The sequence below is a fragment of the Cyanobium sp. ULC082 genome (assembly GCF_977927535.1).
This window is the reverse complement of sequence record NZ_OZ376397.1, coordinates 1,066,145-1,082,429: the sequence shown is the minus strand read 5'-3', so window position 1 is coordinate 1,082,429 and position 16,285 is coordinate 1,066,145. Positions and strand designations below refer to the sequence as shown.

Here is a 16,285-nt window from a genome sequence, read left to right as displayed (position 1 = left end):
CCCATCCCCTTTTCACTGTCATGCCTGTTCTCACCCCCATCGCCGTCGCTCCTGGCATTGCCCCAGCGGTGGCTGCTCCAGAAGCCGCCGGTCCCGCCACCTCCATCCGCCGCTCCGGTTCCCTCTGGCAGCTGGGCATCGAGGCCCAGGAGCTCACCACCGCCATCGGCCAGCTGGCCGAGCAGCTGGAGGCCGATGAGCCCGAGCAGCGCCAGCAGGCCCTGGCGGAGTTGGAGGCCGCCCTGCTGGCCGAGGAAGGCAACAAGCAGGCCCTCGCGGCCAAGGCCGATGCCACCTGCTGGGTGATCGAGCATCTGCGCGGCCAGGCGGCCTACCGCCAGCAGCAGGCCAAGCGCCTCACGGAGCTCTCCCGCTCCGATGTCGGCCGGGCCGATGCCCTTGAGGACTCCCTGGTTCTGGTGCTCACCCGGCTGCAGCCGGGGGCCACCCGCTTCTCCTTCCCCAACCACGAGCTGAGCAGCCGTAAATCCCAGGCCGTCGAGATCGACGACGAGCTGGCCCTGGCACAGGAGTGGCTGGTGACGAAGACCACCAGCCAACCGGATAAGGCCGCCATCAAGGAAGCAATCAAGGCCGGCCACCAGATCGCCGGCGTCCAGCTGGTGTCGCGCCGTAGCTGGCGCATCCACTGAGCGGGGGGCCAGAGGCCCCCTCGATACAGGTCCGCTGCATAGGCGGACCCACACCCATTCCTTCCCACCTCCTCAGAAGCTATGGAGCTCACCCCTTACAGCAACAGCCTCACCTCTGGCGCCAAAGCGACCACGCCACGGCCCAAAGGCCATATCTGGTCCACCCGCCTGGCCAGCTGGGTGGTGCCCATCACCCGCAAACCAGGCCGCAGGCCCTCGCCCGATCACATTCACTGCAGCGAGCCGCCCTGCTGGGTGCTGATCGAGCCCATCACCAATTCAGAAGACAACAGCAGCTGATTCCCAAACCAGCCACCGCCAGCCAGTCCAAGTCCTCACGCCAGTTCATTCCTTACTCATCGTCATGGTCAGCACTTTCTCTGCCGAGCAGATCGCCGCCCTCACTGCACCCCTCGATCGCGCCAAGGTGCGTCAGCGGGAGCAGGGCCGGAGCACCGTCAGCTACCTGGAGGGGTGGCAGGTGATCGCGGAAGCCAACCGCATCTTTGGCTTTGACGGTTGGATGCGAGAAACAACCTCAGTCCGCTGCGTCAACCAGAGCGAGCGCAGCATCGGCCGGGACAACCGCCCTGGCTGGGGCGTCACCTACACAGCCCGGGTTCGCATCACCGTAAGCCATGTGGGCACCGCCCCTCTGATCCGCGAGGGAACCGGCGCCGGGCACGGCATTGACGTGGACCTGGGCCAGGCCCATGAATCCGCCATCAAGGAGGCCGAAACCGATGCTATGAAGCGTGCCCTGATGACCTTCGGGAACCCGTTTGGGCTGGCGCTTTATGACAAGCAGCAGCGGGAGGTCACCCAATCGGATGAGGACAGCGCCCGTCCAGTTCCTGCGAGCAACGGCACCAGGTCGATCCACCGCCGCCCCTCCCCCGCGGCACAGAACGCCGCAGCAGAAGCCACAGGCGACCCCAGCCTGTCGCCCCTCGATCCGGCCACGATCAGCCAGATCCTGGCCACCCTGCGCGGCCTGCCCAGGCCGGTGCTGGAGGGTTTCACCAAGTCATTCCGCAAGCGGTTTCAGGTCCCGGAGGAGGCAACTTCCATCGCCGATCGGATCCTGCAGAAGCGCCATCACGACTGGATCGAGGCCTTCCTGGTGCAGCACGCAGCTGTGCCGGCGTGATTCCAGGAGCAGAAGCGGCTGCGCTCCAGGTGGGGGGGATCTTGATTGCACCCACCTGTGTCAAGCGGGTCAGTGACCGGTCACCATCAACCGCTGCAGCGAGAGCAGGGTCCGTTGCTCGGCAACGTGTTGCTGAACTTCCTCGCTCTGAAGCTGAAGCGGCAGCACTTCCAGGCAAGGGCTCCCAGACGCCAGAGCGAGCTCTTGGCCTGTCATCAACGGGAGAAGATCCAGGTCCCCGAAGCGCTCGGAGGTGGCAAATGCCAGGAGCTTGGCGCCATCTGCATCTTCGAAGTAAGCAACGGTGTAGGAAGTGCCAGAGGGCCCTTCTTCTGTCGTTACCACCTTGTGGAACAGGGCTCGCGTCGGTTGATCCGTCGTCATCAATCAGCCCTCCCCTCACTCGCGATCGACTGCCGTCCTCGCCGGGGACATCTCCATTGATGTGACCCGGTGGGAGCAGTTGAGGGAAGCAGGCCCAGTCCCACGGTATGGGTGGGCGGTTGTTGAGTTGTGCGGGTCGGGCCCCGGAGGCTGCCCGGAATGGTTCACCATGAAATGGCTCCAATACCAGTGGAGTAGCCCGCAAGGGGAGGCTCAGGGAGGTCAGATTCCCTGGGCCCTTCTTGCGTAGAAGGGCCGCCCCATGCGGAGTTCAAGGTCTAGCACCGGCTTTCGGGCACAGACGGCCAGAAGACACCAGGGATGGTGTAAAGGCCTTCGGCGATTGCCAGATTTGGTGGTCAGCCGTAGGATCGCCCCTATGTGATCTGGTTGCGAGAGCCGTCCCGGCTGGGCATCCCGAGAACCGCCACAACCTCATTCCAGCGCTTGCCACAAGAAGCGCTGCAGCGCAACGGTTCTCATCGTTCGCAATAAGGGCCGTGTGACGGCCAAGAAAGTGGCAACGCCTCGGGCCTGCTTCTGCCGACACGGCTGTCATGCGAGTGCTTTCCGATCGAGTCAGAGTCGTGCCAGCACAAGCGGAAGCTCATGGCGTTCCTCTCGGCCAGAGCACTCCGGTGCTCGGCCGGCCGCTGCCACCACCACTGCCACTCCCCTGGAGCTGCTTGGCATAGAAGGGGTGCTGCCGCACGCCCGCGGCGCCGAGCGCGGCTGTGGACCAGTCGATCAAGAAGTCCGGGCCGGTGGCTGGTCCCATCGCGACGGGGCCTGGGGTGAGCAGCGGGCAGAAGCTCAGCCGATCCGGGATCGTGCTCCAGGGCAAGGAACCGACCGTGTCCCAGCCAGAGAGCGGCTGCGTACCCGCTGGGTTCAGGTACCAGAGATCGGTGGCGCCGCTGTAGGCCGCCGCCAGCTGGTAAAAGGTGCCGGCTCCGCCTGGGTTGCTCACCCGGCCCAGACGGCGCGGGTCCGAGTGCTGGTTGCTTCCGAACCAGAAGCAGTCCGGCAGTGCGATGCGGGGCTGGATGATCCCCGGCGCGAACACACCGCTGCTGGTGTTCGCATACAGCCCGCAGCCTTGGATCAGCTGCTGCTCGCTGCCCGTGGGTGGCAGTGGAATGATCGAGGCCGCCACCAAAGCGTTGTTGCTCCAGGTGTAGTTGTTCAGTGAATAGAACATGCCGGTGTAGGAGTTGGAGCGATTGAGAACAACACTCCAGCCGCTCACCGCCGCTGAGCGAAATAGCAGCAGGGTGTGATTCTGCGTGTTGATGTCAGTTCCGATCGGCGCGATCGTGTAGCAGAAGAACTCACGGCCTGGCGTTGTATCAGCCTGAATCAGCAGAAAACCGGCCAGGTCCCAGGTGGGTGTGCCATCGGAGGCGTAATGCGACAAGCCGGCATTGACGCTGAACAAGGTCGCCGAGAAGCTGCCGTAGCCGCTGTTGCTGCTGTCGTTGGTGTAGGCGCTCTCGAGGCCCAGCTGCAGGCGGGCGGAGCTGCTGCTGGAGTTGTAGCCCTGGACCTTGGAGTTGTTGTAGAAGCTGAGCAGCACCGGCGTCTGCGGATGGCCCAGCCGCCAGACGTAGCCGTAGTTCGTGGCGCCCGTTGCGGCGCTGTGATCCTTGACGACCTGCAGCTGCAGAGCAGCATTGGCCGGCGTGGCATTCACCTCAGCTGAAAAGGCGCTGAAGGCCTCCGCCAGCTTCATGCCCGGAGCGCCTGGCAGCTTGCTGGTCCAGTTCCAGAGCGGCCATTGCAGGGCGGAGCAGGTGATGGTCATCGCGTCAGCTCACCGGGTCCTTGAGGCGCACCACCAGCCGTGAGGGGCCGAGCTGCAGCCACTCGCTGCCATCGGCCGGCTTGATGTATCCCAGGCTCGTGAAGGTGCGGTTGTAGATCGCCAGGTCCACCGGCAATGCCACCGGGTCCCACCACTGCACCGGCGGCAGTGGCTGCTGGTAGAAAACCGTCGGTGTGATCGGCAGCCACTGGGCCGGGCGCACCAGCATCAGCGGTGCCGCCGATGAGAAGAAGTCAGCGCGGAAAGCGGTGGCAAGCAGCACCTGGGGCCGCGCCAGGTTCCAGGCCACCGTGGCAATCACACCGGCCATGTCGGTGAGCGAGATGTGCCACTGGCCGGAAACCACATCCTTGGCAATCAGCAACGCCACTGCCTGGCGGTTGGAGAAGGAGTGCTGGGAGAAGGCAAAGCAGAAGAACTCCTGCCCTGCCGCCATGCATGAGGCCACCACCGCCCCCAGGGGTAGAGGCTGTGATCCCAAGGTGATCAGGGAGTTGGTGGTGCCCACCCCGCCGGTGAGGCTGCCGTGGCCGCCGAGGGCGGAGCCCGGCGAGAAGCCTGCTGCCAGGCTGGCGTGGGTGGTCACAGCGCCAGTGTTCAGATTTGCCACCCACTGGGCCATCAGCTCCGCCGGCTGGCCACCACTGAGCTCCGCGAGCCGTGCCTTGATCGTCCAGCCGCAGAAGCCCGGCGCACCGGCAGGGCCATTGAGCAGGCTCAGCAGCTGGGTCGGGTTCTGGCCGTTCGCGGCCGTGAGCCAGGCCATCAGCAGGGCATGGGCCTCACCAAACAGGCCCGGCAGGGCAAAGCCCTGGTCTCCGCGGCGGCTGAGATCGGTGATCGTCGCTGCCATCAACCGCCCACCGAATCGTTGAGCACCAGCGCCAGCACCGCCACGGTGGCCGTGTGGGCACCAGTGGCCTCGGTGCGGATGCGCGCCCAGAGACGTTGCTGCAGGGGACTTTCGCCATTGCTGTAACTGCAGCCCGGCGCGAGTTTGAGGGTCGGCGTTTCTGCGGAATAGCGCAGATCGAGCAGCACACCGGCCGAGAGCGGTGGGTCCTCCTCGATCGGCCGGGCTGCATCGGCCGTCCGCGCTGCTGGGGAGTCGTAGAAGCTCACCCAGGCCGCCACCGAGCAGCTCACCTCGAGAAACAGTCCGTCCACACCAAGGGACGCAAAGCTCAGATCCAACACCGACGGACCACTCAGTGGCCCGCTGTCCTGCTGCTCAAGGGCCCGCCGGGGTGTGTCGATGCGGGGCACCCAGCGGGGAGCAACTTGCATCAGGGGATCACCTGGATCTTGCGGATCGCCCGCACGGTCTGGGGAAACGTCTTGCCCAGCGGCTCCCAGTTGCCATAGAACCAGTCCTGCACCTGGTGGGTGGTTGCTGAGTCCTGGGTGGAGGTGCCCATCCCCCCCGCCAGGAACTCCTGGGCACCGCCGATCGCAAACAGCGGGAAGGCGGTCTGAGCCGGAGACGAGAAGGTGTAGTTGGCACTGGCCGGCACCGCATAGGGGTTGGCGCCATGACTGGTTGCATTGCCCTCGCTCCCGTCCGGCTTGAAGCGCCGGTAGAGGATCTCCAACTCGAACAGCGCCGGGATGTACCAATCAGAGAAGGAGGCGATGGTGAGCCCCCGCGCCCATTGCGTCGCCGGGTGGGCCGCATCGTTGGCGGCGTTGCTGTTCGCCCAGCCATCGAAGGTGCTCGATGCCCCCGTCGTTGCCGTGCCCGTGGTCTTGCAAGCTCGGCTGCTCTGGCCGGTGGCCTTGGGAGCAATGATCAGGGCGTGGGTGGCCACGCCATTCATGCTCTGGGAGATCAGCCCGCCGTAGTAGCCGCCCTCGTAGGCGGCACCGATCGCCGGCAGGCTGGCCACCGGGGTGCCACTGGCGGCGACGTTGAGCTTGTAGACGTCGCCGTTGCTCTGATCGAGGTAGAGATCGCCCTCGATCTGGCCGGGGATGGTGGCCGGCGGCGGCCCGCTGCCTGCGTACCAGCCCGTGCCACGGCTGCCGGCAGGGCCTGTGCCGCCAGTGGCACCGATCGGGCCTTGAATCCCCTGCGGCCCAGCGGCGCCGGTGCTGCCGGCCGCTCCGCTCGGCCCGGTCGGGCCAGCCGGTCCAATACCGCCGGTCGGTCCAGCCGGACCAGCGGGGCCTGAGATTGGCCCGGCGTTCACCCAGGCATTACCGGAAGCATTCCAGCTGTAGAGGGTGTCGTTCTCGTCCTGAACGATGTAGGCGTCGCCCTGCTGACGGTTGCTTGTGGGCAACGCCGAGAAGGTGGCCACGCTGCCCTTGAGGTTGATGCCGGTGCCGGCGCTGCCCTGGGGGCCGGCAGGGCCTTGGGGTCCTGCGGCTCCCGTGCTGCCTGCTTGGCCGGTGGCTCCCGCCGGTCCCTGGCTGCCTGCGGGGCCCGGCGAGCCCTGCGGTCCACTGTTGCCCTGCGGCCCCGTGGCGCCAGTGCTGCCACCAGGTCCTGTGGGTCCTGGCACCCCCTGCGGTCCACGGATCGAGCCGGTGTTCGCCCAGGAGGTCATCGACTCAGCAGGCCGTTCTCACGATCTATTGCCACGTGCTTTGACGGGCGGTTTATGGTCCGGGGCAACCGCGTGGAGATTGGCGGGCAGTCGCCATCACGGCGCAACACACCCCCGTGATCGGCTTGCCGTACTGACAAGCAGGGCAGGCGAAACCCATGGATGACGCAGCAAAGCAGTGGCTGAACCCTCAACCAGCAGCGGCTGGCGAGAAGCCTTGAACCGCCAGCAAGAAAGGATCGCTGGCCTCTGGATGACAACCCACATCAGATTCTTCCCTTGACCAAATACGTAATCGCCTGGATTCCAATGCTGGTCATCGCCGTCGCCAACGGTGCTCTCCGGCAGTTGAGCTTCGGGAAGGTCATGTCAGAGCTTCGCGCTCATCAGCTCTCGACCCTCATCGGCTCGATGTTCATGGGGCTTTTCATCTGGTTGATTGTGTACATCTGGCCCCCATCATCGGGCCACCAGGCCCTTCTCATTGGGCTCATCTGGCTTGGTCTCACGGTGGCCTTCGAGTTCTTCATGGGCTTGGTGCTACAGCATCGCCCTTTGGCGCAAGTTCTCGACCAGTACAACCTCTTCGCCGGCCGCGTCTGGATTCTCTTCCTCCTCTGGATCACACTCGCACCGTGGCTTTTCTTCCGCCTGCAGAACGCTGGTTAACCCAGCCTGCGACGGACTTGCACAGCTCAGCTTTAGACAGATGATCAGATCAAACAACCTTGACTCCGGAGGCCTCTGTGGCGAATTCCAGGCAACTTGGCGGACTCCTTGGCCCTGCCATCGGCGTGATACTCCTCTCTGAGTTCCCGTTGATTCAGCCTCACCTTTATGACGATCAAATTCCACCGGTCATCTATCTCTCGGGCATCATCATGTTCGTCGCAGGCCTGGCACTCGTGCGAGCGCACAATGTGTGGGAAAAGAACTGGACTGTGCTGATCACTCTTGCAGGTTGGTTCTTGCTTCTCCTCGGCCTCGTCCGAATGTTCGCAGCAAGTCAGTATCAGCAGGCAATCCAGGGCGCGAGTTCCATAGCCTTCATGGTTTTGGAGGGTTGCCTTTTTCTCGTCGCTCTTACCATCACCTTGAAGGCCTACGGCCCAGCCTCAACACCAACTGAGTGATTCAGCGCGGGGCAAAATTGCTGCCTGACAAACCCCTTTTGAAATCTTCGTTTCGTCTGGTGTGAGTCGAGCCGAGAAACGGGCAGTAGCTTGAAAGTTCAGGCCTGCCGCACCGCAAGGTGCCGCCGATCCTCAGCAAGGGCGTGCGGCGATGGTGACGAGAAGGAATCTGCTGTTGGGGGCCGGAACTGCCGCAGTGGCTGTGGGCAGTGCGGCCTGGGCGAACAAGAACGGCATGGGGTCGATGGCCGAATACAAGGCTGCGGTTGCCGAGCTGCGCCGGATCCCGACCACGGCACCGGAGACCCGCGATCTGATCCGTTACGCGAGCCTGGCCCCGAACGGTCACAACACCCAGCCCTGGCTGTTCCGCCCGGGCAAGAACGGGATCGCGATCCTTCCCGATTTCGGCCGACGCACCCCAGTGGTTGATCCCGACGATCACCATGTGTTCGTGTCACTGGGCTGTGCCGCCGAGAATCTGGCCCTGGCGGCTGCTGCTGCGGGCCGGGCCGGTGAAATCGAGTTCGATCCGGCCGGCGGCGGGACGGTGCTGGTCCGCTTCGGGACGGGCAACGGCGGCGAGCAGGCCCTGTTCGATGCGATCCCACGCCGCCAATCGACGCGGGCCGACTACGACGGTTCGACCGTCGGCGCCCCAGACCTGCGCCTGCTGAGAGCGGCGGCAGCGGTTCCGGGGGTCGATCTGGTGCTGATCACCGAGCGGCCGCCGATGGATCAGCTCCGCGATCTGATCATTGCTGGCAACACCGCGCAGATCGGTGATCCGGCATTCATCGCTGAGCTGAAGCACTGGCTGCGCTTCAGCCCAAATGCTGCCCTGCGTTCGGGAGACGGGCTGTTCAGCGCCGCCAGCGGCAACCCGGCCCTGCCGGAGTGGATGGGGCCCTGGCTGTTCGATCGGGTCTTCACTGTGAAGGCCGAGAGGGAGAGATATTCACGCCAGATCGCCTCGTCCGCAGGGATCGCGGTGTTCGTCGGGGCCGAGGCGGAACCTGCGCATTGGGTGCAGGTGGGGCGGGCCTGCCAGCGGTTTGCCCTTCAGGCGACCGCGCTGGGCCTGAAATGCGCTTTTCTCAACCAGCCGGTCGAGGTGCCGGGGCTGCGCGCTGATCTCTCGGCGTTGGTTGGCCTGCCTGGGCGGCGCCCGGACATCGTGATGCGCTTTGGGCGCGGCGCGGCACTGCCCTTCTCGGCCCGCAGGCCCCTCGAGGCGGTGATGGTTTGAACCCATGCCCCCCTAACTCGCTGTCCAACGTCGCCGCAGAGGGGGCTTTGGACTTGGTGACGGTCTATCTGCTGCAAGCGGCGCGGCGCTGCTCAAAATCCTCTGACTCGTCTTCCTCCTTGACATTGCATAGGAGTGCCAATGATGCGAGCACGCCCTCTCAGGCCAGTAGCCAGGCAGCACCGCTCCAGAAGCGGATCGGCTTTTGCACCCAGCTGGTGCCAGTCCAGACCCTGCAGGGCCTCGTGGTCCAGCCGTTGCCCATCCAGACGGCGAACTCTCCGTTGCCGAGCGGCGGCGGCAGCTCCTGGAGCCAGAAGAACTCGGTGGTGATGATCTCTCCGGCCGGGCCCCGGTCCCAACGGTCCGAACCACCGCTGCATGGCAGGGCGCGATCACGGCTGCTGCGGTTCATGCTCAGCCGGCCGCAAAACGGACGACACCTTTGGAGATCCCGGTGGTGGTTGTGGTGCAGAGCTGGAGCAGGGCCAGGCAGGAGTCGTTGGCGATCTCCGGCAGGGCAAGGGCGGCCCAGTCGAACACCTCCGCCTTGTTGGCCACCACCGTGAACAGGCCGGCGCGGTAGCGGGTGCAGGTCACGCCGAAGTTGCCGGCGGTGCCAGTGGTGGCACTGAGGGTGACGCTGTTGACCGCCTTGATGCCCGTCTTGCCGGCGGCAAAGGGCAGGATCTGATAGAGGCCTGAGGCGCGGCTGGTGGCCGCGAGCGGCACTGTCACGTTGCCGCTGGTGTAATCGCTGTAGGTCACATTCACGGTCGCGCTCACCCCCGTGGAGCCGGTGTCGGCGTACCACTCCAGCCACCACTGCAACTGACTGTGATCCGGTGCACCGATTCGCTCCGCAGGCACCGCGGCAAGCGTCAGCGGCAGGTTGGTGATCTGGGCTGTCGGTGCTGCGATGGTTCCGGAGAGGCCGCCCTGATGGCAGAGGCGGTCATGGATCTCCAAGGTGCTGGTGGCATTTCCCGTGGCGACATCCACCCAGGCGAGGTAATTGAGCAGCGGCGTGATCGGGTTCTCCATGCCCAGAGCACCCTGCAGGTTCCTGTCGCAGAAAGCTGCCGCAGTCGGAATCGCTCCTTGGACCGGTTGGCCGTTCGCTCGCCACAGGGAGTAGAAGCGGCCGGCCACGGCGTTGGCGATCGAGGACTTGTCAAAGAGCACATGGCGAGAGTTCGCCAAGGCCGCAATCAGCTGGTCACGGGTGGTGATCGCCATCAGTTGGTGTCCACCCAGAGGTCGTTGACCTGTGGACTGGCCGGTGCCGTTGGTCCCACCGTCAACCTGGAGGCGTTGAGCTTGAGGTTGAGCGCCGCCTGCAGGTCGCTCTGGCTGCTCAAGCTGCCCGTGATGCCACCCCACAGGCTCGGCCCGGCGGGGCCGACTGGACCCTGGCTGCCGGTGGTGCCTGGCACACCCTGCAGGCCCTGGGAGCCGGCTGGTCCCTGGGCGCCCGCGACTCCAGCAGCTCCCGCTGGTCCTTCCGGCCCCCGCAGCGACAGCCCGAGGGCGCCCCAAGACGTCATCCACTCCCCCAGCGTTTTACCCCAGCTATTACCACCGGCGCTGGCCCGGCCCCGGCCTCACACGATCAGTTCGAACACCTGGCCGTTCGTCCGGTTGAGGTAGAGATCACCCGGTGCCGGTGTCGGCACCAGCCCCTCGCTCGGTGGTGGGCCATCGCCCGCATACCAGCGCGTACCGCGGCTGGCGGCGCCGGAGCCGTTCATCACCACCAGCGACGGCTTGCCGTCCACCGGCGAGGGCAGCAGCGCAAGCCCGCCCTGGGGGTGCAGGCGCAGTCGCCACACCTCGGCGCGGCTGCCGTTGTAGGCGAGCCCGTCGAGGCCGTCGCTCGGCACCAGCGGCTCCACACCGGCCAGGGTGCCCACGCCACCGGTGCCAATCGGATTCGATGGCACCAGATTCGGCGGCAGGGGGCAGCCCAGCAGCGCCACCGGCAACGCGGCGATGTTCACCCCCATCGTCACCGTCACGGTCAGGTCCAGCCGCTGCCCGTAGACGTGCCGCACCTTGGGCACATCGGGCCGGTAGGGCGTCCAGGGCACGGTTTCGCTTGTGCCATCGCCCCAGTCCACCTGGAAGTCCTGGGCCGGCAGCCCCAGAGGGTTCACCGCCAGCTCGATCGGCGCTGAACCGAGCGGATCATTCCAGCGGCTCGGCGCCGGCATCCAGAACAACTCCAGCGGCAGGGCCGGCACCGGCCCCAGCCGGAAGCTCAGCTCCAGCCAGCGCGGCGCCTCATGGAGCAGCACCCATTCCTCGCTGCCCGGGCAACCCACCGGCGGCAGGATCCGCACCCGCCCATTGGTGTCATCGAAGCCGGTAGGCAGCGGGTAAGGCATGGCGATGCTGCTGGATCAGGGCAGCAGATCCAGCGGCAGGGCAGGCTCCTCATCACTCGCCGGCGGTCCATCGAGCCCAGCGATCGGGGACACCGTCGGTGAACCCTTGGAGACCAGCCGTTCAGCCTCGGCCACCAGCTCCGCCTTGGTCATGCCCGGATCCAGCGCCACGCCATAGCGGCGTTCCACCTCGGTGATGATCTGCGCCTTGGTCATCGCGGCGTAATCGGGCAGGTCCTCAGCAGTCGCCGCAAGGGCCACAACCGAGGCATCAACAGCTGAGGCAGCCACCACTGCCAGGTTGTACGGCTCGCTCTTGCCCGACCCGTTCACCACCACAACTGGCAGCCGGGTGGGTTCAGTGATCAGGCTGCAATCCAGCTGGAAGCTCAACTCCGTGGCGCCCAAGAAGCTGTACTCACCCGCCTCTGCCTGGCTCTCACCCCGGACCTCGAGGTCACCATCAGCAGAGAAGCCAGTGCCCACCACGTAAGCCTCCACGACCTCGCCCTTGACCACATACGGTCCGCCCTTGATCGCGGTGATTGTTGGCAGCGCCGCAGGCGGATCCGGTGGGTCCGGCGGCGATCCACCACCGTCCTCCCCATCACCACCGGCAAGGCCTGGAGGGTGCGCCGTCCAGCCGAGGGCCTGCCAGCCATCCATGTGGCAGGGGAAGCAGAAGCGGCTTTGATCGCCAAAAGTGATCCGCACCATCCCTTCCGGGGCCGCCACGCTCAGCAGGGAATCGGCATTGGTGAGGGCCATCGGGATGGTCGGATCAACGGGGCGAATGCGGTCGGAAGGTCCCTCCGGGACGGGGTTGAGCTCCGGTGCGGTCGGTACCGTCGGATCCGAGCCCTGCGTCAGCGGTTGAGGCGGTGCCCAGGGAGTGCCGGGCTGCGTCGGCCGTACCAGTGAGCTTTCAGAGTTGCTCATCGGCTCAGGCGTGGGTGAGGCTGACGTGGGCGCCAGCGGGCGTCGATGGCGTCAGGGTTGCCCGCGCAAAGAAGAAGCACGGGTCCACCACGTTGGCCAGATCACCGGCAGCAGGCACCAGCGAGCCGCCGCTGATCGTCGCCTCGATCTGCCCGCCGGCGGCGGGGATCGCCACGGTGGCGGCCGTCAGCCAGGTGCCGGTGGTGCCGTCCTTGAGCAACGGCGCCACCTCCAGCAGCGCTGTCACGGCGGCGGCGGCGCCGGGGTGGGAGAACAGCAGGGTGAAGTGCTCGACGGTGTCGAGCGGAACGCTCAGGCGCACGATCTCGGCGCTCACCCGGGTGCGCTCGAACGGGTCGGTGGCGCTGTAGTTGATCCAGCCCACCAGCGTGGTGACGGCATCGATGAGCTTGTTGCCAGAAGCGGTCATGGTCATGTCCTCAGAAAAAAGAGATCAGGGGGTGTGGCCCTCAGGTCAGGGCGGGGCCGATGTTGAACAGCCGCCCGATCGCCTTCTGATCGCAGACGGCAAAGCCCACGTACCAATCGACGCGGGTGCGGAACACCGGGGCGTCCTGCACTTCGCCGAAGTCCCGCACCGAGATCCCGTAGCGACCCTCGAACGGTCCCTGCAGGCCGGTCATCTGCTCATCGCCAAAGGCGCAGCAGTAGATCGAGGTGGTGCCGCCCGCCTCGCCGAAACCGAGCACGTCATTGCCGTTGGCGTCCTCCTCCAGGCAGAGGATCTCGGTGTCTTCGAACCAGTGGCGGCCGTCCATCACCTGATAGAGATCACCACCAGCAGCGCGGCAGGCGGAGCTGATCTGGCGCCGTCCTGCCTTGCTGGTGAGCAGCACCTTCTCGCTGCCGTAGGCATTGACGGAGTCCACCAGGGCCTCCAGCCGGGTGAGCTTGACACTGCCGGAGGTGTTGTCGACGGTCTGGGGGCCGCCGGGGGTGAGCCGCTTGCTGAGGCCGTTGAACGCCCGCGGATCGAAGGCGGCATCGCCGTTGATCACAGCCGCCTCGAGGGTGAGCCGCATCGAGCGCACCTTCTGCTCGGTCTGGCTGGCCCTGGCCTCAGGGCCGTTGAGGTCAACGATCGAGCGGTCCACATCAAGGTCCCCCCCGAAGAGGTGAACGAACTCGGTGTCGTTCTCGACGGCGCCGTAGTCACGCCGGTAGCCCTCGTTGACGGCACGGAAGCCGACGCGGGGCATTTTCTTCTCGACGGCGAACTTGAGAGCACCACCAAGCAGGTTGCGGAAGGGCAGGCGGCTGATCAGTTGACCCTCGGTGAAGGTCTTGATCACGGCCAGGCGCTCCACCCGCGTCTCGTGTTTGGCAGCCTCGATCAGGGAGAGGCCCATGCTTGCTCCGGGTGTACCCAGCAACGTCTCCAGCTATTACCAGCGACTGAAAGGGTTGGTGGCTGGTCAGGCCCCGTCATGGTGCGGGGTGGCCTCAAGGGCTGACGCAAGCGGCGATGCCGCCCTTGACCCCACCCCGCCCGGCTTTGGGGTCCTTCTCCAGCTCCCCATGGCTTCCGCCTTCCGCCGCTCTGCTCTGGAGCGCCACAGCTCCGATTCACTGGAGCGCCTCAGCTACTGCTGCCGTCTCGCCACCATCCCCTGCGATCGGCTGGCCGAGCTGGCTGAGCAGATCCTGTTTGAACGCCAGCTGCTCACGCCCGCCAGCTTCCCGGCCTGGATGGAGCTGGAGCAGCTGCCCTATTGAGCGCAGCTCCCGCCCGGCTGCGGCCGGGCTTTCCCATGCCGATGGCGGGACAAGCCACCCAGAGACAGACTCGCTGGAGATCCAGCCGGTTCGATGCGGTCTGTCACCAAGTTGTTCATGAGCAACCTCAGCCAGGCCGTACGCCTCCCGGCCCATCTGCGGTTTCCCGACTCCGTCCAGGAGGTGGAGGTCCGGGCCTGCGGCCAGGAGCGGATCATCGCGCCGCTCGGCCGCAGCTGGGACAGCTTCTTCCTGGGTGGTCCGACAGTGACAGGAGACTTTCTGGCGGAGCGGGCTTCCCAGGAACAAGGCGAACGCGAATCCTGCTGATTCGTTGATGGCCTCAAGTGACGGCCATCTCAGGGGAGTTCCAGCCAACCCCGTAGGGCCAGATCCAGCTCGATCAACAGCTGGGGCTCCAGTTGCCCCACCACCTTGCCGAGGGAGCTGATCGGCACGCTGAACAGCTTGTCGACCATCAGCTGGGATGGCTTTTGCAGGCCGTTGCGTGCCGTTGGCTGAACGGGAAGCCGGACGAGGGGCGCCTCCACCAGGGTGCTGGTGAGCGGGCAGAGGGTGACGCTGGGATGGGCCTGCAACCAGCGATCGGCCTGAACCACCACTGCTGGTCTGGGTTTGCCGGAGTACACCCCCGGACTGGCCACGGTCACAACGGTGCCGCGGCGGAGCTCAGGCAGGCTCACGCGGTCCAGTCGCTCCAGTCGGGCATCTGTTCGCTCCAGTGCTGTTGAGGTTCCCGTTCGGCCAGCCGCTCTGACTGCCGGCGGGCTTCCTCGCGATCGCCGTGGCGCATCAGGTACTGGGCAATGGCGTCTCGCACGCAGGCGCTGCGGCTCTTGCCGAGCTGCCGGGCCAGCTGATCGAGCTGCCGCTCGAGTTCCGGCTCCACCCGCACCCCGATCGCCATGATCCCCTGCTGTTGAACGGTTCGTTCTACAGCGTAGGTGGGATGGCTGCTCTTGCGGCGGCGAGCATGCGGGCCTCTGCCCGAAAAAGGCTGGCCATCGCAGCAGAGCAGAGCGCCATACGCGTAGGTCAGAACGTACCGCTGGCGGTGCTGGCAATGGGTTGAACCCAAGACCCTCTTGCCGCCATGGCCACGCCGATGACCCCGGAGCGATTCCAGGACCGCTGGGAGGCCTTCAAGGGGGAACCCCAGCAGGTTTCAGGCATCTGGGGGCTGTATGACTCGATCGCCGAGCTGGAAGGCAGCGGCGACATCCTCGATGAGCAGGCCCAATGGGCGCTCAAGTTCAGCGAGAAGCCACCGACTCCACCGGCTCCCCCAGCTCCCACCGGTGGCCTTGATCCACGCGGTTCAGAAGAAGCCGGCCTGGTGGGTCCCAAGATCGCCGCACCGGTCAAGCCGGGCGACTCGTATCTGCTGGTCAACGACCGCGACGAGGACCTGGAAGCGTTTGATCACACCGGCAAGTTCTTGTGGAAGGTGCCGTGTCTGGCGAGGGGCCAGGGTGCCGACAACGACTGGAAACACACCAGCACCGACACACCGCCGGGGCTCTACAAGCTCGGCCAGCTCTATCCCGACTACGAGCTAGATCCCAACCCGCCCTGCACGGACACGGCCATGTCCTACGGCTGGTACAGCTTCGATCTGGTCGAGCTGGAGAACCAGGAGGTGACGGTCGGCCGGGCCGGGATCATGCTCCATGGCGGCGGCTCCGGTTGCGGCTGGCCCGGTGCCTGGGCCGCCAACCAGCCACTGCTGCCGACGCTTGGCTGCATCCGCCTCCACAACGTCGACCTGCGCGACAAGGTCTTGCCCCTCTACAAGAAGGGCACGGTCTATGTCGGCGTCTTCCAGGAGCCCTGAGCCGGTGGAGGAGCGGCCGTTCAACCGCGAGCGCTTCCTGCTGCGCCTGGTCGCTGTGGTGTTGATCGCTGAGGTCTCGCTCTACGCCTTTGGCGCAGGTGTCTGCGCCTGGCGCAGCGCTCAGCAACTAGTGCCCCAGGGAGGGTTGTGTGCTCGCTTTGATAACGCCGTCCACACCGCCTTCGGCGTCGCCCTCAACACCCTGCTGGCGTTGCTCGGCGGCAAGGCCTTGAGCGACAGCAACAGGCCGCCAGGGCCTTAGGCCCCACCAAGGCATCACTCGATCGGCTGGAGACGTTCAGCCAGCGATGGCGGCAGGGTCTGGGGTGCCGGGAGAGATCGGTGGGGCTTGGTGGGCTGGCCTGCTGCTTGGCCTTGCTCAGCTTGGCCTCTTCCTGCGTCGAGGCCTTGGGTCGCGCGTCCT

General features: G+C 65.8%; 24 protein-coding genes. 10 read left to right on the top strand and 14 right to left on the bottom strand.

Going from position 1 to position 16,285, the window contains the following annotated elements; all coding sequences use genetic code 11:
- Positions 1-20 precede the first annotated feature (20 nt).
- The 3 genes from ACXMDY_RS05830 to ACXMDY_RS05820 all read left to right on the top strand — a co-directional run bounded on the left by ACXMDY_RS05830 (position 21) and on the right by ACXMDY_RS05820 (position 1,803).
- Positions 21-653: a siphovirus Gp157 family protein gene (locus ACXMDY_RS05830; protein WP_457767492.1), complete on the top strand. Its 633-nt coding sequence runs from the start codon at positions 21-23 to the stop codon at positions 651-653.
- 81 nt (positions 654-734) lie between these two features.
- Positions 735-953, top strand: a complete 219-nt coding sequence (locus tag ACXMDY_RS05825) for a hypothetical protein (protein WP_457767491.1) — start codon at positions 735-737, stop codon at positions 951-953.
- A gap of 64 nt (positions 954-1,017) precedes the next feature.
- Positions 1,018-1,803 (top strand): RAD52 family DNA repair protein, encoded by a 786-nt coding sequence (locus tag ACXMDY_RS05820; RefSeq protein WP_457767490.1) that lies wholly within the window; start codon positions 1,018-1,020, stop codon positions 1,801-1,803.
- A gap of 69 nt (positions 1,804-1,872) precedes the next feature.
- On the opposite strand, the gene ACXMDY_RS05815 is transcribed toward ACXMDY_RS05820, so the two are convergent.
- The 5 genes from ACXMDY_RS05815 to ACXMDY_RS05795 form a co-directional block, all read right to left on the bottom strand.
- Positions 1,873-2,019, bottom strand: a complete 147-nt coding sequence (locus ACXMDY_RS05815; protein WP_457767489.1) for a hypothetical protein — start codon at positions 2,017-2,019, stop codon at positions 1,873-1,875.
- Between the two features lie 775 nt (positions 2,020-2,794).
- The gene (locus ACXMDY_RS05810) at positions 2,795-3,991 is read right to left on the bottom strand and encodes a hypothetical protein (RefSeq protein ID WP_457767488.1); all 1,197 of its coding nucleotides are present in this window, start codon (positions 3,989-3,991) and stop codon (positions 2,795-2,797) included.
- Between the two features lie 4 nt (positions 3,992-3,995).
- The gene (locus ACXMDY_RS05805) at positions 3,996-4,865 is read right to left on the bottom strand and encodes a hypothetical protein (RefSeq protein ID WP_457767487.1); all 870 of its coding nucleotides are present in this window, start codon (positions 4,863-4,865) and stop codon (positions 3,996-3,998) included.
- On the bottom strand, positions 4,865-5,299 hold the full coding sequence (locus ACXMDY_RS05800; RefSeq protein WP_457767486.1) for a hypothetical protein: 435 nt from the start codon (positions 5,297-5,299) through the stop codon (positions 4,865-4,867). The genes ACXMDY_RS05805 and ACXMDY_RS05800 overlap by 1 nt, the downstream gene beginning before the upstream one ends.
- On the bottom strand, positions 5,299-6,561 hold the full coding sequence (locus tag ACXMDY_RS05795) for a hypothetical protein (RefSeq protein WP_457767485.1): 1,263 nt from the start codon (positions 6,559-6,561) through the stop codon (positions 5,299-5,301). The genes ACXMDY_RS05800 and ACXMDY_RS05795 overlap by 1 nt, the downstream gene beginning before the upstream one ends.
- 279 nt (positions 6,562-6,840) lie before the next feature.
- Here ACXMDY_RS05795 and ACXMDY_RS05790 point away from each other — a divergent pair, with 279 nt between their 5' ends.
- From ACXMDY_RS05790 to ACXMDY_RS05780, 3 genes are all read left to right on the top strand, one after another.
- Positions 6,841-7,230, top strand: coding sequence for a hypothetical protein (locus ACXMDY_RS05790; protein WP_457767484.1), 390 nt, complete (start codon positions 6,841-6,843; stop codon positions 7,228-7,230).
- 59 nt (positions 7,231-7,289) lie between these two features.
- A complete protein-coding gene (locus ACXMDY_RS05785) occupies positions 7,290-7,694 on the top strand; it encodes a hypothetical protein (protein ID WP_457767483.1) in 405 nt (134 codons plus the stop codon).
- 196 nt (positions 7,695-7,890) lie between these two features.
- Positions 7,891-8,943: an Acg family FMN-binding oxidoreductase gene (locus tag ACXMDY_RS05780; protein ID WP_457767482.1), complete on the top strand. Its 1,053-nt coding sequence runs from the start codon at positions 7,891-7,893 to the stop codon at positions 8,941-8,943.
- 160 nt (positions 8,944-9,103) lie between these two features.
- Here the strand turns inward: ACXMDY_RS05780 and ACXMDY_RS05775 are convergent, their stop codons facing one another.
- Genes ACXMDY_RS05775 through ACXMDY_RS05745 form a run of 7 tightly spaced genes read right to left on the bottom strand, consistent with a single transcriptional unit; the run spans position 9,104 to position 13,639 of the window.
- On the bottom strand, positions 9,104-9,358 hold the full coding sequence (locus ACXMDY_RS05775) for a hypothetical protein (RefSeq protein ID WP_457767481.1): 255 nt from the start codon (positions 9,356-9,358) through the stop codon (positions 9,104-9,106).
- 2 nt (positions 9,359-9,360) lie between these two features.
- Positions 9,361-10,182 carry a hypothetical protein gene (locus ACXMDY_RS05770; protein ID WP_457767480.1) on the bottom strand — a complete coding sequence of 274 codons (822 nt, stop codon included), beginning with the start codon at positions 10,180-10,182 and terminating at the stop codon, positions 9,361-9,363.
- Entirely contained in the window at positions 10,182-10,490 is a 309-nt protein-coding gene (locus ACXMDY_RS05765; protein WP_457767479.1) for a hypothetical protein, read from the bottom strand. The genes ACXMDY_RS05770 and ACXMDY_RS05765 overlap by 1 nt, the downstream gene beginning before the upstream one ends.
- A 57-nt stretch (positions 10,491-10,547) precedes the next feature.
- On the bottom strand, positions 10,548-11,330 hold the full coding sequence (locus ACXMDY_RS05760) for a hypothetical protein (RefSeq protein ID WP_457767478.1): 783 nt from the start codon (positions 11,328-11,330) through the stop codon (positions 10,548-10,550).
- 15 nt (positions 11,331-11,345) lie between these two features.
- Positions 11,346-12,269, bottom strand: coding sequence for a hypothetical protein (locus tag ACXMDY_RS05755; protein WP_457767477.1), 924 nt, complete (start codon positions 12,267-12,269; stop codon positions 11,346-11,348).
- 4 nt (positions 12,270-12,273) lie between these two features.
- A complete protein-coding gene (locus ACXMDY_RS05750; RefSeq protein ID WP_457767476.1) occupies positions 12,274-12,699 on the bottom strand; it encodes a hypothetical protein in 426 nt (141 codons plus the stop codon).
- 40 nt (positions 12,700-12,739) lie between these two features.
- Positions 12,740-13,639, bottom strand: coding sequence for a major capsid protein (locus tag ACXMDY_RS05745; protein ID WP_457767475.1), 900 nt, complete (start codon positions 13,637-13,639; stop codon positions 12,740-12,742).
- On the opposite strand from ACXMDY_RS05745, the gene ACXMDY_RS05740 reads away from it, so the two are divergent.
- Together ACXMDY_RS05740 and vapB are read left to right on the top strand one after the other, a co-directional pair.
- On the top strand, positions 13,638-14,006 hold the full coding sequence (locus ACXMDY_RS05740; RefSeq protein WP_457767474.1) for a hypothetical protein: 369 nt from the start codon (positions 13,638-13,640) through the stop codon (positions 14,004-14,006). The two genes, ACXMDY_RS05745 and ACXMDY_RS05740, sit on opposite strands and share 2 nt — an antisense overlap.
- Positions 14,007-14,099: 93 nt before the next feature.
- Positions 14,100-14,336 carry a type II toxin-antitoxin system VapB family antitoxin gene (vapB, locus tag ACXMDY_RS05735; RefSeq protein WP_457767473.1) on the top strand — a complete coding sequence of 79 codons (237 nt, stop codon included), beginning with the start codon at positions 14,100-14,102 and terminating at the stop codon, positions 14,334-14,336.
- 29 nt (positions 14,337-14,365) lie between these two features.
- Here the strand turns inward: vapB and ACXMDY_RS05730 are convergent, their stop codons facing one another.
- Together ACXMDY_RS05730 and ACXMDY_RS05725 are read right to left on the bottom strand one after the other, a co-directional pair.
- Complete coding sequence (locus ACXMDY_RS05730) at positions 14,366-14,710, bottom strand: type II toxin-antitoxin system PemK/MazF family toxin (RefSeq protein ID WP_457767472.1); 345 nt, start codon at positions 14,708-14,710, stop codon at positions 14,366-14,368.
- The gene (locus tag ACXMDY_RS05725; RefSeq protein ID WP_457767471.1) at positions 14,707-14,934 is read right to left on the bottom strand and encodes a ribbon-helix-helix protein, CopG family; all 228 of its coding nucleotides are present in this window, start codon (positions 14,932-14,934) and stop codon (positions 14,707-14,709) included. Before ACXMDY_RS05725 ends, ACXMDY_RS05730 begins: the two co-directional genes overlap by 4 nt.
- A gap of 186 nt (positions 14,935-15,120) precedes the next feature.
- On the opposite strand from ACXMDY_RS05725, the gene ACXMDY_RS05720 reads away from it, so the two are divergent.
- Entirely contained in the window at positions 15,121-15,861 is a 741-nt protein-coding gene (locus ACXMDY_RS05720; protein WP_457767470.1) for a L,D-transpeptidase, read from the top strand.
- Positions 15,862-15,865: 4 nt separating this feature from the next.
- Positions 15,866-16,123, top strand: coding sequence for a hypothetical protein (locus tag ACXMDY_RS05715; protein ID WP_457767469.1), 258 nt, complete (start codon positions 15,866-15,868; stop codon positions 16,121-16,123).
- The last annotated feature ends 162 nt before the right edge of the window (positions 16,124-16,285 follow it).

Coding starts and splice junctions, on each gene's coding strand:
- ACXMDY_RS05830 (WP_457767492.1), top strand. CDS start 21: ATGCCTGTTCTCACCCCCATCGCCGTCGCTCCTGGCATTGCCCCAGCG.
- ACXMDY_RS05825 (WP_457767491.1), top strand. CDS start 735: ATGGAGCTCACCCCTTACAGCAACAGCCTCACCTCTGGCGCCAAAGCG.
- ACXMDY_RS05820 (WP_457767490.1), top strand. CDS start 1,018: ATGGTCAGCACTTTCTCTGCCGAGCAGATCGCCGCCCTCACTGCACCC.
- ACXMDY_RS05815 (WP_457767489.1), bottom strand. CDS start 2,019: ATGACAGGCCAAGAGCTCGCTCTGGCGTCTGGGAGCCCTTGCCTGGAA.
- ACXMDY_RS05810 (WP_457767488.1), bottom strand. CDS start 3,991: ATGACCATCACCTGCTCCGCCCTGCAATGGCCGCTCTGGAACTGGACC.
- ACXMDY_RS05805 (WP_457767487.1), bottom strand. CDS start 4,865: ATGGCAGCGACGATCACCGATCTCAGCCGCCGCGGAGACCAGGGCTTT.
- ACXMDY_RS05800 (WP_457767486.1), bottom strand. CDS start 5,299: ATGCAAGTTGCTCCCCGCTGGGTGCCCCGCATCGACACACCCCGGCGG.
- ACXMDY_RS05795 (WP_457767485.1), bottom strand. CDS start 6,561: ATGACCTCCTGGGCGAACACCGGCTCGATCCGTGGACCGCAGGGGGTG.
- ACXMDY_RS05775 (WP_457767481.1), bottom strand. CDS start 9,358: ATGAACCGCAGCAGCCGTGATCGCGCCCTGCCATGCAGCGGTGGTTCG.
- ACXMDY_RS05770 (WP_457767480.1), bottom strand. CDS start 10,182: ATGGCGATCACCACCCGTGACCAGCTGATTGCGGCCTTGGCGAACTCT.
- ACXMDY_RS05765 (WP_457767479.1), bottom strand. CDS start 10,490: ATGACGTCTTGGGGCGCCCTCGGGCTGTCGCTGCGGGGGCCGGAAGGA.
- ACXMDY_RS05760 (WP_457767478.1), bottom strand. CDS start 11,330: ATGCCTTACCCGCTGCCTACCGGCTTCGATGACACCAATGGGCGGGTG.
- ACXMDY_RS05755 (WP_457767477.1), bottom strand. CDS start 12,269: ATGAGCAACTCTGAAAGCTCACTGGTACGGCCGACGCAGCCCGGCACT.
- ACXMDY_RS05750 (WP_457767476.1), bottom strand. CDS start 12,699: ATGACCGCTTCTGGCAACAAGCTCATCGATGCCGTCACCACGCTGGTG.
- ACXMDY_RS05740 (WP_457767474.1), top strand. CDS start 13,638: ATGCTTGCTCCGGGTGTACCCAGCAACGTCTCCAGCTATTACCAGCGA.
- ACXMDY_RS05745 (WP_457767475.1), bottom strand. CDS start 13,639: ATGGGCCTCTCCCTGATCGAGGCTGCCAAACACGAGACGCGGGTGGAG.
- vapB (WP_457767473.1), top strand. CDS start 14,100: ATGCGGTCTGTCACCAAGTTGTTCATGAGCAACCTCAGCCAGGCCGTA.
- ACXMDY_RS05725 (WP_457767471.1), bottom strand. CDS start 14,934: ATGGCGATCGGGGTGCGGGTGGAGCCGGAACTCGAGCGGCAGCTCGAT.
- ACXMDY_RS05720 (WP_457767470.1), top strand. CDS start 15,121: ATGGCCACGCCGATGACCCCGGAGCGATTCCAGGACCGCTGGGAGGCC.